The organism is Brucella rhizosphaerae (assembly GCF_002252475.1).
GTDB lineage: Bacteria > Pseudomonadota > Alphaproteobacteria > Rhizobiales > Rhizobiaceae > Brucella > Brucella rhizosphaerae.
In genome coordinates, this window is the sequence record NZ_NNRK01000023.1 from 84,936 (window position 1) to 99,634 (window position 14,699).

Sequence of the window (14,699 nt, forward strand, 5' to 3'; positions counted from 1 at the left end):
ATCAGCCCTCCCGCTTTTTCAGACGTGGGTCGAGCGTATCGCGCGCCGCATCGCCGAGCAGATTGATCGAAAGAACACAGAGCGTCAGCAACAGACCCGGCCACAGCACGATGGACGGTTTGATGCGGAAGAACTGACGGCCTTCGGCCATGATGTTTCCCCATGTCGGAATTTCAGTACTGATGCCTGCACCCAGGAATGAAAGGATCGCTTCGGTAAGAATGGCCGATGCGACAATATAAGTGCCCTGCACAATGAGCGGCGCCATCGTATTGGGCAGAAGATGCCGGAACAGGATTTTTGGAGTGCTTGAACCAAGGGCAAGCGCTGCTTCCACGTAGGGTTCCTCTCGCGCAGTCAGGATGACAGAGCGAACAAGTCGCACCACACGCGGGATTTCCGGAATGGTAATCGCCACGATGACTGAGCCAATCGACGGACCATTCAAAGCGACCAGCGCGATAGCGATAAGGATTGATGGCATCGCCATCAGGGCATCCATCATGCGCATGATGATCGCATCAGCCGTGCGGAAGAAGCCGGCAATCAGGCCGATAAACACGCCAACGCCGATCGAAGCCCCGGCAGCGAATAACCCGATCAACAGCGAGATGCGGCCACCCAGGATCATGCGCGAGAAGAGGTCCCGGCCATAATTATCAGTTCCGAGCCGGTACTCATCCGAAGGCGGCTTTAAACGCATCAGCGGATTCATGGCCAGTGGATCGTGGGGAGCGATCCACGGAGAAGCAAGCGTCAGAAGGAGGATTGCAGTGAGGAGAAATCCTGCAATCAGCGGTCCGATACCAACGCGTGTCGCGCGCGGCAGCGAGAACAGGCGCAGCACCCGGTGCATGCCTGCCGATGTCTGTTCTGTGCGCATCAATAACGTATCCTTGGGTCGAACAGTGTGTAGGAAAGATCGATCAGAAGGTTGACGAAAACATAGAGCGCACTCGTCAGGAGGATCATCGCCTGAATGACCGGATAATCACGCGCCAACACAGCATCCACAGTCAGCCGGCCTATACCGGGAATATTGAAGATGCTCTCAGTCACAACTACGCCCGAAATCAGCAATGCAAAGCCGGTGCCAATAATGGTAACGACCGGCACGGCAGCATTTTTCAATGCGTGAACGAAAAGAAGGCGGCGATCACTGACACCTTTCGCACGCGCCGTGCGGATATAGTCTTCACCCAGCACATCAAGCATTGCCGCACGGGTCATGCGGGCAATAAGCGCGATATAGATCGAAGCCAGTGTCAGTGCTGGCAATATCGCCCTCTCCATGAAGCCACCAAGGCCTGATGAAATCGGCCTGAAACCCTGCACCGGAAGCCAGCCCAGATTGACAGAGAAAACAAGCAGCAAGACATAGCCGACCAGAAAAACCGGCACCGAGAAACCCAGAACCGAAAAACTCATGACGAGATAATCAATCCACGAACGATGACGCCATGCTGCGATCACGCCCATTGGAATTGCTGCGAGAACTGCAATGATAATGGTCAGAACCGCAATGGATATTGTCGGGCCGATGCGTTGTGAAACCATATCGAGCACAGGAACACCCGAAATCAGCGAAACGCCGAGATCGCCCTGCAATATTTTGCCCATCCAGGTGAAATATTGCGTCAAAATAGGCTCATTGAGGCCCATCGCCTCACGAATGCGTTCGAGTTGTTCGGATGTTGCAGCATCACCTGCAAGAATTGCCGCCGGATCACCCGGCGTCAGCCTGAGAAGAAGAAAGACAAAAATCGATACCAGCAGCAGCACTGGCACGAGCGCAAAGATACGTTTTAACAGATAGATAGCCATATGCGCGTCCCGCTTGAGGCAGAACCGGTACAAACCCGGTTCCGCATTGAACTGGGCGCTACCGCGTCGACCGCGATAGCGGCGGGCGGATTACTCTTCGGTTTTTTTCACGTTCCAGAAGACCGGAACCGGAGAGCCGAGCATATCAACAATATTAGAGCGGCGTGCCTGTGGCGGGTTATATTCACCAAGCGGGATATAGAGCACGTTCTCCAACGTATGAGCCTGGATCTTTTCGACAACGGCCTTCTGTTCTTCAGGCGTCCTGGCGGCAATATATTCTTTTTTCAGTTCTTCGATCTTGTCGTCCTGTGGCCAGCCGAACCAACCCTGATCACCACGACCATTCAGCATCACCGAATTGAGCGGAGTAGCGATTTCTGGGATCTGCCAGTTTGTGAAAAAGATATTCCAACCGCCTTTTGAAGGTTCGTCCTTTGAAGCGCGGCGACCGACGAGCGTCTGCCAATCCATCGGCTGCATGTCTACCGTGAAGCCGGCAGCCCGGAGTTGTTGCGCAGCGACAACAGGCTGGGGCGACAGGCTGGTAACATCGGTAGGCTGCATCAATACAATCGGCTTGCCATCATAGCCGGCTTTTTTGAGCAGTTCTTTCGCCTCTTCAACATTGCCCTGCGCGATGATGCTCTCTGCACCGACATTGGTGGCATTGGGTGTGCCGCAGCCGAAAATCGCACCGCAAACCTTGTAGTAATTCGGATCGGCCATCAGCGCTGCAAGCACTGGCTCCTGCGACATTGCAAGGAATGCTGCACGACGAATGTCGGGGTTGTCGAACGGCGGATGCTTGAAGTTGAGGCGTCCCATCGTCTGATAGCCGAGTGGATCGCGCTGCTCGAGGATCACAGAGTCATCGCCATCAAAGAGCGGCACCAGATCAACGGGGATTTGTTCGACATAGTCAATTTCACCGCTTGTGAGCGCATTCACGGCGGTTTGCGCATCGGTCATGGTGACCCAGCGCACTTTGTCTACATTCACCACCTTACCACCGGCCATCCAGCTCGCAGGTTCACCGCGCGGCACATAGTCTTCATTCTTAAGATAGCTGACGCCAACGCCGGGCTGAAACTCCGCTGGCACAAACTTGAACGGACCAGAACCAATGTGTTCGGTAATCGCGGTATCGGCAGGTGTTGCAGCAATCCGTGCAGGCATGATGAAAGGAGGCAAAGCCGCCTGCTTGGCAAGCGTATCAAGGAACGGCGCGAATGGCTCCTTGAGTGTCCAGACCAGTGTCTTGTCATCAGTGGCCTTCAGGGAGTCTGTGATATCCATGATAAGCTGACCACCGGCATCGCGCTTGGCCCAGCGCTCAAGCGAAGCCACAGCATCAGCAGCTGTCACCGGCGCACCATCGTGGAATTTCAAACCGTCGCGCAGCGTGAATGTGTAAGTTTTGCTGTCGTCTGAAACAGTCCAGTCTGCCATTTGTGGCTGAGGCTTGAAGTTTTCATCAACAGCAATCAGCACATCGTAAATCATGTATCCATGATCGCGTGTGATGTGAGCCGTAGTGATAATCGGATCGAGAATACGCAAATCCGAATGCATAACGGCAGTCAGCGTGGTTTCAGCCCATGCGTTGCCAGCCCCAAGGGCAATCAGTGAAACTGCTATCCCATATTTTAGTTTGCGGAGGATGGGGCCAGGTTGTGGTGATTTAAAAAACTGCATCTACTTGGTTCCTCTGAAGGTTGTTATTCTTATTATTTTATTTGAACTCAGGTCCGAGCGGCTCGAGCCTTATGCCCGAGCGCAAGTGCTTCCATGATAGTTGTGCCGGGCTGAGCGGCATTGCTCCGGGTGCTGTGCAGACCAGGAGTTTTTCCGCAATAGGTGCGAAGTCGGCCCGGAAATGCACCGAGCTTTTATTGACGAGAATGGCTTCCTGTTCCGGCTCGATGCCAACCATACGATAAAGCGCACGGTCCGCCATCTGCGCGAGGTTGGTTGTGACAACGATCCGTGTTCCACCAAGACGCAGACAAGCCGATGGGCCCATGTTCAGCCACGTGCCACCATAATAAGGCCCCGTAGCATGGGCCTTGCCGTCTGAAAGTTTCTCCACGATGAAGCTCGCCTTGAATGGTTCATCGCCGTCAATTCCCGACTTGCCACCAAGAGATATTTCGATCTCGGTTCCCTCGCCCGCCTGATGCGCAATCCTTGCCGCTTCGGGATCGTGGATACAGCCAATGGCCGCGCGTTTTGCATCACAGGCAACAAGTGCGCGAAGCATCCCGGTCGTATCCGAGCTGCCGCCTGCGCCGGGGTTGTCCTGCGTATCGGCAATGATGATGGGACGAGATGCATCTCTTGCCAACTCGATAGCCTTCTCAACCCCTTCTTTCGGCTGATAAGAGATACCTGCGAAGGACGGTTCGGCTGCCGAAAGTGCAGCCAGGATGTCATCTGCGCAGTTCTCAACTGCCTGTCGGTCCCAGCCGTAAGCAAAGACCGAAGGTCCGCATTCTGCGAAGTCGGCAGCGGGAAACCCCATGAAAAGCGACGCTGTCAGTATATTTTCCGGCACATCGACCGTCATGCCGTACAGGTCTTTGGCAGGCTGTTCATCCGTGCATTGCCATGCAATAGGAATGAGATAATCGCCCTGTCGCATCGCCTTATGCAAACCGTCAGGCTTATCCATCAAGGCCTGCAAAGCTTCAGCAGACCGATAGCCCGTTTCGGCCATATCGACATGTGGATAGGTACGGAAGCCAACCATAACATCGGCATGTTTGAACATGCGACGCGTGATGTTGCCATGCAGATCAAGCGCTATCGATAAAGGCTCAGATGGACGAACTGAACGGACCCGTTCAAGAAGCTCGCCTTCTCCGTCATCCACGTGCTCCGCGACCATTGCACCGTGCAGATCAATGAAAATGCCGTCAAGTGGACCGCAATCACGCAGTCCTGAGACAATCTCTGTAACAATTGCCTCATAGGCGTCCTGAGTAACTGGCGCTGAAGGTATTGCACCAGCCCAAAGGACCGGCACGACATCCCAACCAGCTTCTTGTGCAAACCTGAGCGCGCCAGCAATGCCAAGATTGACGTTCTGCGCATTCTCGAAAATCGCGTCACCACGCGAAAGCGGAATATATCCGCCACCCTGAACAAAGGCCGCCATAGTCGCCGGAGCGGCAGCAAATGTATTCGTTTCATGCAAAAAGCCAGCTACAGCCACGCGTTTTGACACGAGCGCACTCCCATTTTCCTGATTTGCCCCCTCGGGCTATGATGTGTATCTGTCAGCGATACATCTATATTGATTTTTTATGATAGTGACCAATTTTGATCCTTGTCAATCCTTGAATCTGGATTAAAGCTTTTTCGCATGAACACATTTCGAGACCTGCGCGGCATATCCACTTTCGATCCTGATGAGGGTGAAGCCTACAAGGACGACCCGCTATTCTTGCGCTCAGTTGCAAGAACCGTTGCGGTCATGTCAGCATTTCAAAGTGCGCGTCATCCTTTGTCGCTTAGTCAGGTAGCAGCCGCTGCTGGCATTGACCGCAGTGCAACACAGCGTATCGTTCATTCTCTGTTGAAACTAAATATGCTGGCCCGCGACCCTGAAGATCGCGGTTATTTACCTGGTTTGCGTATTCTCGACATGACGCACGATCTGTTGCGACTTAATCCCATGCTTCAACGCGCAAATCCGGTCTTGCTGGAGCTGCGTCGCCGGGTCAGCGAGCGTGTCGATCTTTCGCTCTTCGATGATGTTCGCGTTATTTACGCTTTGCGCATGCCGTCAAAGCATGAGGTGTTCAGCGCAACCATTGTTGGAAATGCCGTTCCAACCTATTGCACGGCAGGCGGCGTCGCTATTCTCTCGAGGCTGCCGGACAAGAAGATTGCAGATATTGTCAGCCGTTCAGATCTCACACCTTTCACACAGCATACTGTCCGTGATCTTGAAGGTGTAATGGACTATGTTCGCGCCACGCGTGAACGTGGGCACTCGCTGCTATGCAGGCAGCTGCTCAATCATGAGGTCGTAATTGGCGCCCCCATTCTGGACTGGAGAGGCGCTCCTGTCGGTGCAATCCATGTGGCGGGCAGTCTGCAGGAATGGACCGCTGAAGGCTTCAGCGACAGTTTTGGACCACTTATCCAGAATGCAGCACAAACGATTTCGGAGAAATCCTCCCCATCGGACAACAGACGGATTGAGGTTGACTAAGCGCTCCACCCAACAAAAAAATACCAGGCTGCAATGCCCGGCATTTTAACTTCTCAGTCTTCCCTGATCATGCTGTTTCTGCTGGCATCACGCATCCGAAGATAGATGATCAGAGAAACACCAATCATGACGGTTATTTGCCGGTAGAAGCCACGCTCCCAACCGCTGTTCTTAAAGCTCAGCGCTGCATATCATGTGTCTGCTCAAGCGCGGAAAAGATCGGATAGGTCCACCATTCATCAGCTTGCGAGCATCGACGCTTCTTCTTTCAGAAAGAAAGCGAACAGCTAAACAATCTGTGCCTGAAAAACCTATGCACTCTCACGCTTCACGACATCATACCCGATATCGACGATTGCATCGTCCGCCGTCGTTCCCGATACGCGTGCGACAATCATTTCCATACTCTTCACACCCATTTCATAGGCATTCGGCTGGATCGTCGAAAGCCCCGGCGTGATCTCCGATGCGATCTCGTAATCACCCCATCCGGTGACAGCAAGACGCTCCGGCACTTTCCATCCAAGGCGTGTGCATTCGAATATAACACCAGCCGCCACGATATCGGTGGGACAGATCACACCATCGATATCAGGATCGATACGGCGCAGTGCTTCAAGCGCCTTGGGGCCAGCACCAAAACCATCCGCTTCATCCACGATGCAGACCCGGTGATGTTCCAGACCGGCTGCGGCCATGGTCTCCTCAAAGGCTGGCAGACGATCACTATATCGACGTGCGGATGCGCCACCATATCCGACGAACCCGATACGACGGCAACCTCGTTCGACGAGAAGACAAGCCATTGTCCGTGTTGCATCTGTCATAGAATAGCCAACCGCCATATCGAGCACATTGTCAGTGACCCAACCTTCTACGACAGGTGTTTCGGTCTTCCTGATAAGATCAATGGCTTCTTCTGAATGCTGGTTGCCGACCAGCGAAATGCCAGCGACACGCAAACCGATAAATGTCTGAATTGCTGCCGTTTCGTCCTGCCTGGTTTCCGCAAGTTTGAGTATCAACTCATAGCCGCTCTCGCTGGCGCGATCCTGCATCCCGCGCACATATTTATAGAAGCTCGAATTCTTCATCGACGGAATGACTGCGCCAATAACCCGGCTTTGCCCGGACGAAAGAATGCCTGCAGAATGGTTTGGAACATAGCCAAGTTCCGCCGCGACCTGAAAAACGCGCAACCGCGTCTCCTCAAGCACTCGCTCGGGGTAGCGGAACGCATTGGATACGGTCATAGGCGATACGCCAGCCGCCTGTGCAACCGACTGCATCGTTATGACATTTTTGCTGCGAGCGAGGTTATTCATGGCCTAATGCACCAAATATTCTCATCAATGTTACTTCTCAAGGTTTTTTATACTCACAAACCAATGAAACGCAGAAAACCCATCCTTGACGAAATCGGCTTGAAGGTCGATTGTAGCGCTACAATATATTGTAATGCTGGAAATGCACATGATCTTTCTTACAGACAGCAGGGTAAATCGCGAGACGCCCGCATGAGCTTAGATCCGAAGGGCGGAGCAAGCGAACTTGTGCTTAAAGCCATAACGAAGCGTTTTGGGTCGAACATGGCTGTCGACAGTCTTGATCTGATCATCGAGGCAGGAAAACTCGTCTCATTGCTCGGTCCATCGGGGTGCGGCAAGACGACAACCTTGCGTATGGTTGCAGGATTTGAAAGTGCAGATTCAGGCACGATCCATATCGGCGGAACCAATGTAACCAGTCTTCCGCCTCATCGGCGCCGTCTCGGCATGGTTTTTCAGAACTACAGCCTGTTTCCACATAGAACGGTCGCGGAAAATATCGGCTTCGGCTTGAAGATGCAGGGCGCTGCAAAAACAGAACGCGATGAGCGCATCAAATCGATGCTCGATCTCATCCAATTGTCTGGCCGTGGCGATGATTTTCCCTCCCAGCTTTCGGGCGGCCAGCAGCAGCGCGTGGCGCTTGCACGTTCGCTGGTGGTGAACCCAAAAGTTTTGCTGCTGGACGAGCCTTTAAGCGCGCTCGATAAATCCTTGCGCGAAAGCATGCAGTTTGAAATCCGCGCCATGCAGGCGCGGCTTGGCATTACCACCCTTCTTGTGACGCACGATCAGGAAGAAGCGCTTTCCATGGCCGACGAAGTCGCAGTCATGAACAAGGGGCGGATTCTCCAGCTTGGAACGCCAGGCGAAATTTACGACAAACCGCAGAGCCGCTTTGTTGCCGAGTTTCTGGGAGCATCAAACATTTTCGAGGGACAGACATCGCCAGACGGCGCATCCCTCCTGATCAACGGAAGTCAGGGGAGCGTGGCTCTTCCCCTCGCCTCAGCGCGTCCCCCTTCACAGCCCCTCACACTTTCGGTGCGGCCAGAGCGCATCGTGCCGGTCGCAGATGGAAATGGCCTGTTCAATGGCCGGATCGTCGGCGCGGTGTTCCGTGGAAACTACGCGGCTTATCAGATCGATGTTCCGGCACTTGGCCGGGAAATATTCATCTACCGGCAAGCGGAAAGCCGCCTTGGCGAACTCGCCTACCATCTCAATCAGGAAATCACGCTCGACTGGAACCCGCAGGATGCGGTCGTCGTAACATCAGAATGAACTGAAAGCTCAGAATATGCAGAAGAATGGTGCACGTATCGGCATCGACGTGGGCGGAACATTTACCGATTTTGTTCTGTTCGATCCTGACCGCAAAAACCTGATCCACTACAAGGAACCATCGACGCCTGAAGACCCATCTCAGGCGTTGATCGTAGGCTTGCAGTCACTGCTTAAGAAAGCCGATCTTGGAGCCGACCAGATCGACACGCTTATGCATGGCACGACAATAGGCCTCAATGCCATTATCCAGCGGCGCGGTGCAAAGATCGCACTCATCGTCAGCGAAGGCTATCGCGATATTCTGGAAATCGCGCGCAGTCGCATGCCCTCTTCCTTTGATTTTCATGCAAGCAAGGAAGAGCCACTGGTGCCGCGCCATCGCATCATCGAAATCGGTGCGCGGCTTTCAGCGAACGGCACAACAACCCAAATCCCCGACGATACGGCTCTTGAAGAAATCGCGACGCAACTTAATGCGCTGGATGTCGATGCGGCAGCACTTGTCTTGATCAATGGCTACACCAATCCATCAGTTGAAACAGAGCTGGCGCAGAAAATATCCGCAAAGACAAATGGGCTTTCCATCACATCTGCAGCAGCTATCTGGCCCGAAATCCGCGAATATGAGCGCACGCTGATTGCCTGTCTCAACGCCTATATCCAGCCCTTGATGCAGCGCTATTTTGACGGGCTGAAAACAGGTCTTGCTCGCGATGGCGTACATGCTCCGATCCTTGTCACGGCTTCCAATGGCGGATCGCTGAGCATCGGCTCCGCGCAGGAGCGTCCGGTCGAAACCATCCTCTCAGGACCAGCCTCCGGCGTGATGGCAGCCGCGCGTTTGGCTGCAACATCAGGCGTGCGCGCAATCATCACATTCGACATGGGAGGCACGTCGTCAGACATCGCCGTGGCACAAGATGGCTCTGCTGCACTTGCCACCAAAACCGATATTGGCGGTTTGCCTCTGGTTTTGCCGGTGGTGGACGTCTCGGCCATCGGTGCAGGTGGCGGCTCAATCGTATGGGTTGATGATCATGGCGTGCTGAAAGTCGGCCCCCGCAGTGCTGGCGCAATGCCGGGCCCCATCTCCTACGGTCGCGGCGGCACAGAGCCAACCATCACCGATTGCTACCTCACGCTTGGCTATATCGATCCGGCTGGTTTTCTTGGTGGACGTATGCAGCTTGATAGCGTGCCTGCTGCGGCAGCTCTTGCGGAGGTTGGCAATCGCATCGGATTTCACGGCGAGAATGCTGCGGCTGAGGCGGCTCAGGGTTCACTTGCAGTCACCACGGCTGGCATGGCGACAGAACTCTATAAAACACTCGCCGCACGCGGCCTTGATCCGGCAACCTTTGCGCTCGTTCCATTTGGCGGCGCAGGCCCAACACACGCCAACCTTCTGGCGGAAGAAGTGGGCATTGCCCGCATCGTCGTCCCTCCAGCAGCAGGAACATTCTGTGCATTGGGTGCAGCGGCAGCAGACCTACGGCGCGATTTCGTTCGCAGCCTGCGTCGAGAGCTGGATGAAGCGACCGCGACAACTCTTGCCGGGACATTTGAAACCCTTGCTGCCGAAGGAAATGACTGGCTCGACCAGGAAGGCGAGCAAAGTACCGGACGCCTTTTCGAAAAGGCCGCCGACATGCGCTATGTCGGTCAGGCTTATGAATTGCGCGTGGCATTAAACGATGTCGATGCCAGCGTTCATGCCATTTCCGAGGCTTTTCACCGCGAACACGAGCGCATTTATGGTTTCCGCGACGGCACAGCAGAAGTCGAACTGGGGACTGCGCGCCTTGCTGTCATTGGTGTCACACCCGATTTAGCCGCTCAGGAATTCCCGGAAGGCGATGGCACGCCGAAAATCAAAGGAAAACGTCGCTTGTTCCACAAAGGTGCATGGCTGAATGCAGATATCTACGACCGCGATAGTTTCCGCGCCGGCGATCAAGTTCATGGCCCTGCAATAATCGAGCAGGATGACACCACCACTATTCTGCTACCGGGCTGGATAGCAAATTGCGACAAAACCGGAAATCTGCATCTTGAAAGGCTGGCACAATGAAACTCAATCCAGTCACGCTTGCCATTCTCGGCAACAAGCTTGCAGCTATCAGCGAAGAAATGTGCCTGACACTGCAGCGGACGGGCCGCACCCTTTACGTCAAGGAAACAGCGGATTTTGCCTGTGCGCTTGCCGGGCTGGACGGACGATTTTTCGCCTATCCGCGTTCCATTGGTGTTTCAGGATTTGTCGGCCTTGAATGCGGGCCAACGATTGAAGCAGTCGGACCGCTCGAACCCGGCGATGTCATCCTGACCAACGATCCCTATCGTTCAGAAGGCCTCGCCACACACCTGCCCGACCTTCATATGATCGAGCCCTACTTCCACGAGGGCCGCGTGGTTGCTTATGGCTGGTGTTTCGTACATTGCTCGGACGTAGGCGGACGCGTGCCATCCAGCATTTCTCCAATGAATACCGAAATCTTTCAGGAAGGCCTGCGTATTCCGCCGGTCAAACTGATGAAGCGCGGAGAAATGTCTCCTGAAGTGCGCCTGTTTCTGGAAGCAAACAGCCGTACGCCTGAAGCCAATATGGGCGATATTCGCGCCATGCTGGCCGCTCTTGCTGCCGGTCGCCGCCGCTTCGAACAGGCGATTGTTCAACACGGAGCAGATGAAGTTTCGGCAGCAAGCATCGAGCTTGTGTCCTATGCAGCACAAAAGGCCCGCTCGGTTCTGCGAAAGGTTCCCGCAGGCTCCTATACGTTCTCGGATTATCTTGATGATGACGCAGCTGGTAACCTGCCTGTTCGCATCGCACTGACCGTGACATTCAAAGACGGCGAAGTGCATCTGGATTTTACCGGAACTGATCCGCAAGTGGCTACGGCCATGAACATTCCTTCGCGCGGACGGCCCCATGCGTGGCTGACACTGCGGGTACTTGCATTGGTCAACACACTTGATCCAACAGTACCGCTGAATGTTGGTCTTCTCGATACGGTTCGGATAACCGCACCGGAGGGAAGTCTGGTCAATCCGCAGGAACCTGCCGCAACAGGCGTTCGCCATGCAGCCGCTATTCGTGTCAATGATGTTTTGAATGGCGCCTTCGGAAAGGCATTGCCTGATGTCATGCCTGCGGCATCATCAGGCACCGTCATTCCCGTTGTAATGGCCGAACCAGATGGCAAGGGTGGGCGTCGCGTACAGGTCATCGAACCGATGATCGGTGGCACGGGCGCACGCTTGGGTCGTGATGGCGTTGATGGCGTTGATGGTCGTGATAGCGGCATCTCCAATCTGGCCAATAACCCCGTTGAAACGGTGGAAGCCGAGCTTGGTGTTGAAATCCTGCATTATGGCCTGCGTCCGGATTCCGGTGGTTCCGGCCAATGGCGCGGTGGTTGCGGCATGGAACTGACCTTTCGCGCATTAACCGATGACACCAATGTGCTCGGCCGTGGCATGGAACGTCTGCTGTTCCGGCCATGGGGTTCCTATGGTGGTCAGGCGGGTCTCCCAGGTGCGCTGTTCGTCAATCGAGGGCGCAGTGATGAGCGCAGGCTTGGCAAGATCGACGTGCTCAACGTCAACGCGGGCGATACGGTCACCTTTCTGACACCCGGCGCAGGTGGCTGGGGCAATCCACTTGAACGAGACCCCAATGCCGTGCTGCGTGATGTCCTTGATGGTTTCGTCTCGCTCGCCGCAGCTCAAACCCATTATGGCGTGGTGATAAACAATGGCACGATCGATAAAGAGGCCACAGCCACACACCGCCTAACGCTGTCAGAAAGCGGGCCCGCCAATGGATTTGGGCCTGAGCGAAAGCGCTGGGACGAAGTGTTTGAACCGGCGTTGATGGACAGCCTGAACAACGCACTCGTGCAGCTTCCGGGATCAGTAATGCAGCGCCAACGCAAAGCTGTGTTTGACGCTGTTTTACCTGAGCTTCCCGAAGACTTTCCAAGAGAAAATGCAAAGGTCGAAAGCGTGCTTGCAGCGGGTATCGCGTTGCGAACGGCTGTCCAGAACCTCGTCGCAATTTCCAATTCCGCAAACGCCTGATTGTTCCAGATACGGAGTATCGCAATGACATTAATTACCAGACGCAACCTCCTCGGCTCGGGCGCCATGCTTGGTCTGGGTCTTGCCGCAAGCGGGTTGCCACGCATCGCCAATGCGCAGGCAGCAAAAGAAATCACCGTGACCGCCTTCGGCGGCATATGGGAAGAAGCTGTTCGCAAGTGCTTTGTGGCACCATTTGAAGCCAGGACCGGTGCAAAAGCCAATGTCTCGCTCGGTGGCCCGCCTCAATGGCTGGCGCAGGTCGAAGCCTCACCTGCGAAGCCACCGGTCGATGTACTCATCATGACACCGGACCTCGCATTGACCGCAGCAAGATCAGGCCTTGTTGACGACTTTACTGTCGAGAAGCTGCCTAACCTCGCTAAAATTCCACAGCAGCTAACGGATTCGGTTGAAGGCAAAGGCACGCTGTTCGACTATGGTGTTGCCGGTATCACCTACAATAAGGATCGGGTGAAAAACCCACCGAAGTCATTCGCCGAATTTGTCGACAGAGTTGCTGCAGGCGAGTTCGTCGCCTCGATCCCGTCCATCAGCTATGCTGTCACGCCGATCATGCTGATCTGGGCCATGGCCAAGGCATTTGGCGGCGGCGCCGACAACGTTGATCCATTCTTCAAAGCCGTTGAGCGGATGAAGGACAATCTGGTCTATTGGGCCGGACCAAATGATTTCTTCAACCATCTTTCTTCCGGCGAAGCCGATATCGGCATTTATTTCGATGGCCGCACCTGGAACCATTATGATGCGGGCGCGACCTGGATCGATTTCATCAATCCGGAAGAAGGCGGCTCGCTCAACGGGTTGGCTATCCAGAAGGCGAAAAACGCAAATCCGCTCGCCTGGGATTATATCAACGAAGTCCTTGATGCAGCCAATCAGACGCAATTTGCCGACATCATGAATTACGGCGTCACCAATGAGGACGTGGTTTACAGCGAAAAGCTCAAGCCACGCATCACGCCATGGCAGCAAACAGCCTTCCCGCCATATGAGCAGATTGCTCAGGTTCGTAATGAATGGGTGGATCGCTGGAACCGGGAAATCGGTCAGTAAGGTCGCGGAGACGGATATGAGCCAGACAGAAACATCAAACGCTAAAGCAAGAACAGGGCTGGCTCTGCCGGGCTGGCTGCTCATCTTGCCTGCTCTGGCATTCCTGCTGGCTTTTTTCGTCCTGCCGCTGTTTGACAACAGCATGCGCAGCTTTTTCGATAGCGAAGGCGGTTTGACTTTCGCACGTTATGTCACGCTGCTTACCGATCCCTTCTATCTGCGCGTGATCGGCGAGACGATATTGCTTTCGGGTGGCGTGACACTGATTTGCGTCATCATCGGATATCCAGTCGCCTATTTTCTGGTCCGTAAAGCAGGCCGCTGGGCTGGGCTGATCGTTTTTTTGCTTATCGCACCACTTTTGACTTCCATCATTATGCGTACCTTCGGCTGGCAGGTTCTGTTTGCCCGTCGCGGTCTCATCAACAACCTTCTTGTTGACCAACTCGGTATCATCTCAGCGCCGTTGCGGTTTACCAACTCGCCAGAAATCACCATAGCGGCCCTTGTGCATGTGCTCGTACCCTTCATGGTGCTCTCAATCAGCACAGTGTTACTGGGCATAGATCGCAGACTAGAGGAATCCGCGAAAATTCTCGGTGCCGGTCGTCTGCGCACCTTCTGGGAAGTGACTTTGCCGCTCTCACTCGATGGCATCGGAACCGGTGCAATACTTGTATTTATGATTGCAAATGGAAGCTTCGTGACGCTGGTTATGCTGGGCGGTGGTCTTCAGACTCTCCCATTAATGATCTACCAGCAATTCAACACCACACGTGATTTTGGCATGGCGAGTGCAATGAGTTCGATCCTTCTGGTGATCGCAGTTGCCTGTCTCTTCCTGCAATTGCGTCTCGTGCGCCGTCGGGGAGTTTAAA

11 protein-coding genes are annotated in these 14,699 nt (G+C 54.4%); 6 read left to right on the top strand and 5 right to left on the bottom strand.

Annotation, left to right across the window (positions count from 1 at the left end):
• Position 1: 1 nt before the first annotated feature.
• From CEV32_RS07060 to CEV32_RS07075, 4 genes are all read right to left on the bottom strand, one after another.
• Positions 2-883: an ABC transporter permease gene (locus CEV32_RS07060; RefSeq protein ID WP_094575609.1), complete on the bottom strand. Its 882-nt coding sequence runs from the start codon at positions 881-883 to the stop codon at positions 2-4.
• The gene (locus CEV32_RS07065) at positions 883-1,824 is read right to left on the bottom strand and encodes an ABC transporter permease (RefSeq protein ID WP_094575611.1); all 942 of its coding nucleotides are present in this window, start codon (positions 1,822-1,824) and stop codon (positions 883-885) included. Before CEV32_RS07065 ends, CEV32_RS07060 begins: the two co-directional genes overlap by 1 nt.
• A 90-nt stretch (positions 1,825-1,914) precedes the next feature.
• Positions 1,915-3,522 (bottom strand): ABC transporter substrate-binding protein, encoded by a 1,608-nt coding sequence (locus tag CEV32_RS07070; RefSeq protein WP_094575613.1) that lies wholly within the window; start codon positions 3,520-3,522, stop codon positions 1,915-1,917.
• A 37-nt stretch (positions 3,523-3,559) separates the two neighbouring features.
• Entirely contained in the window at positions 3,560-5,053 is a 1,494-nt protein-coding gene (locus CEV32_RS07075; RefSeq protein ID WP_094575615.1) for a M81 family metallopeptidase, read from the bottom strand.
• 138 nt (positions 5,054-5,191) lie between these two features.
• Here CEV32_RS07075 and CEV32_RS07080 point away from each other — a divergent pair, with 138 nt between their 5' ends.
• Positions 5,192-6,046: an IclR family transcriptional regulator gene (locus tag CEV32_RS07080; protein ID WP_094575617.1), complete on the top strand. Its 855-nt coding sequence runs from the start codon at positions 5,192-5,194 to the stop codon at positions 6,044-6,046.
• 311 nt (positions 6,047-6,357) lie between these two features.
• Here the strand turns inward: CEV32_RS07080 and CEV32_RS07090 are convergent, their stop codons facing one another.
• A complete protein-coding gene (locus CEV32_RS07090; RefSeq protein ID WP_235818756.1) occupies positions 6,358-7,371 on the bottom strand; it encodes a LacI family DNA-binding transcriptional regulator in 1,014 nt (337 codons plus the stop codon).
• Positions 7,372-7,563: 192 nt separating this feature from the next.
• Between CEV32_RS07090 and CEV32_RS07095 the strand changes: the two genes are divergently transcribed.
• Genes CEV32_RS07095 through CEV32_RS07115 form a run of 5 tightly spaced genes read left to right on the top strand, consistent with a single transcriptional unit; the run spans position 7,564 to position 14,698 of the window.
• Positions 7,564-8,658 carry an ABC transporter ATP-binding protein gene (locus CEV32_RS07095; RefSeq protein ID WP_094575619.1) on the top strand — a complete coding sequence of 365 codons (1,095 nt, stop codon included), beginning with the start codon at positions 7,564-7,566 and terminating at the stop codon, positions 8,656-8,658.
• A 16-nt stretch (positions 8,659-8,674) separates the two neighbouring features.
• A complete protein-coding gene (locus CEV32_RS07100; protein WP_094575621.1) occupies positions 8,675-10,732 on the top strand; it encodes a hydantoinase/oxoprolinase family protein in 2,058 nt (685 codons plus the stop codon).
• Positions 10,729-12,744 carry a hydantoinase B/oxoprolinase family protein gene (locus tag CEV32_RS07105; protein ID WP_094575623.1) on the top strand — a complete coding sequence of 672 codons (2,016 nt, stop codon included), beginning with the start codon at positions 10,729-10,731 and terminating at the stop codon, positions 12,742-12,744. The genes CEV32_RS07100 and CEV32_RS07105 overlap by 4 nt, the downstream gene beginning before the upstream one ends.
• 24 nt (positions 12,745-12,768) lie before the next feature.
• Positions 12,769-13,821 (top strand): extracellular solute-binding protein, encoded by a 1,053-nt coding sequence (locus CEV32_RS07110; protein WP_094575625.1) that lies wholly within the window; start codon positions 12,769-12,771, stop codon positions 13,819-13,821.
• 16 nt (positions 13,822-13,837) lie between these two features.
• The gene (locus CEV32_RS07115) at positions 13,838-14,698 is read left to right on the top strand and encodes an ABC transporter permease (protein ID WP_094575627.1); all 861 of its coding nucleotides are present in this window, start codon (positions 13,838-13,840) and stop codon (positions 14,696-14,698) included.
• The last annotated feature ends 1 nt before the right edge of the window (position 14,699 follow it).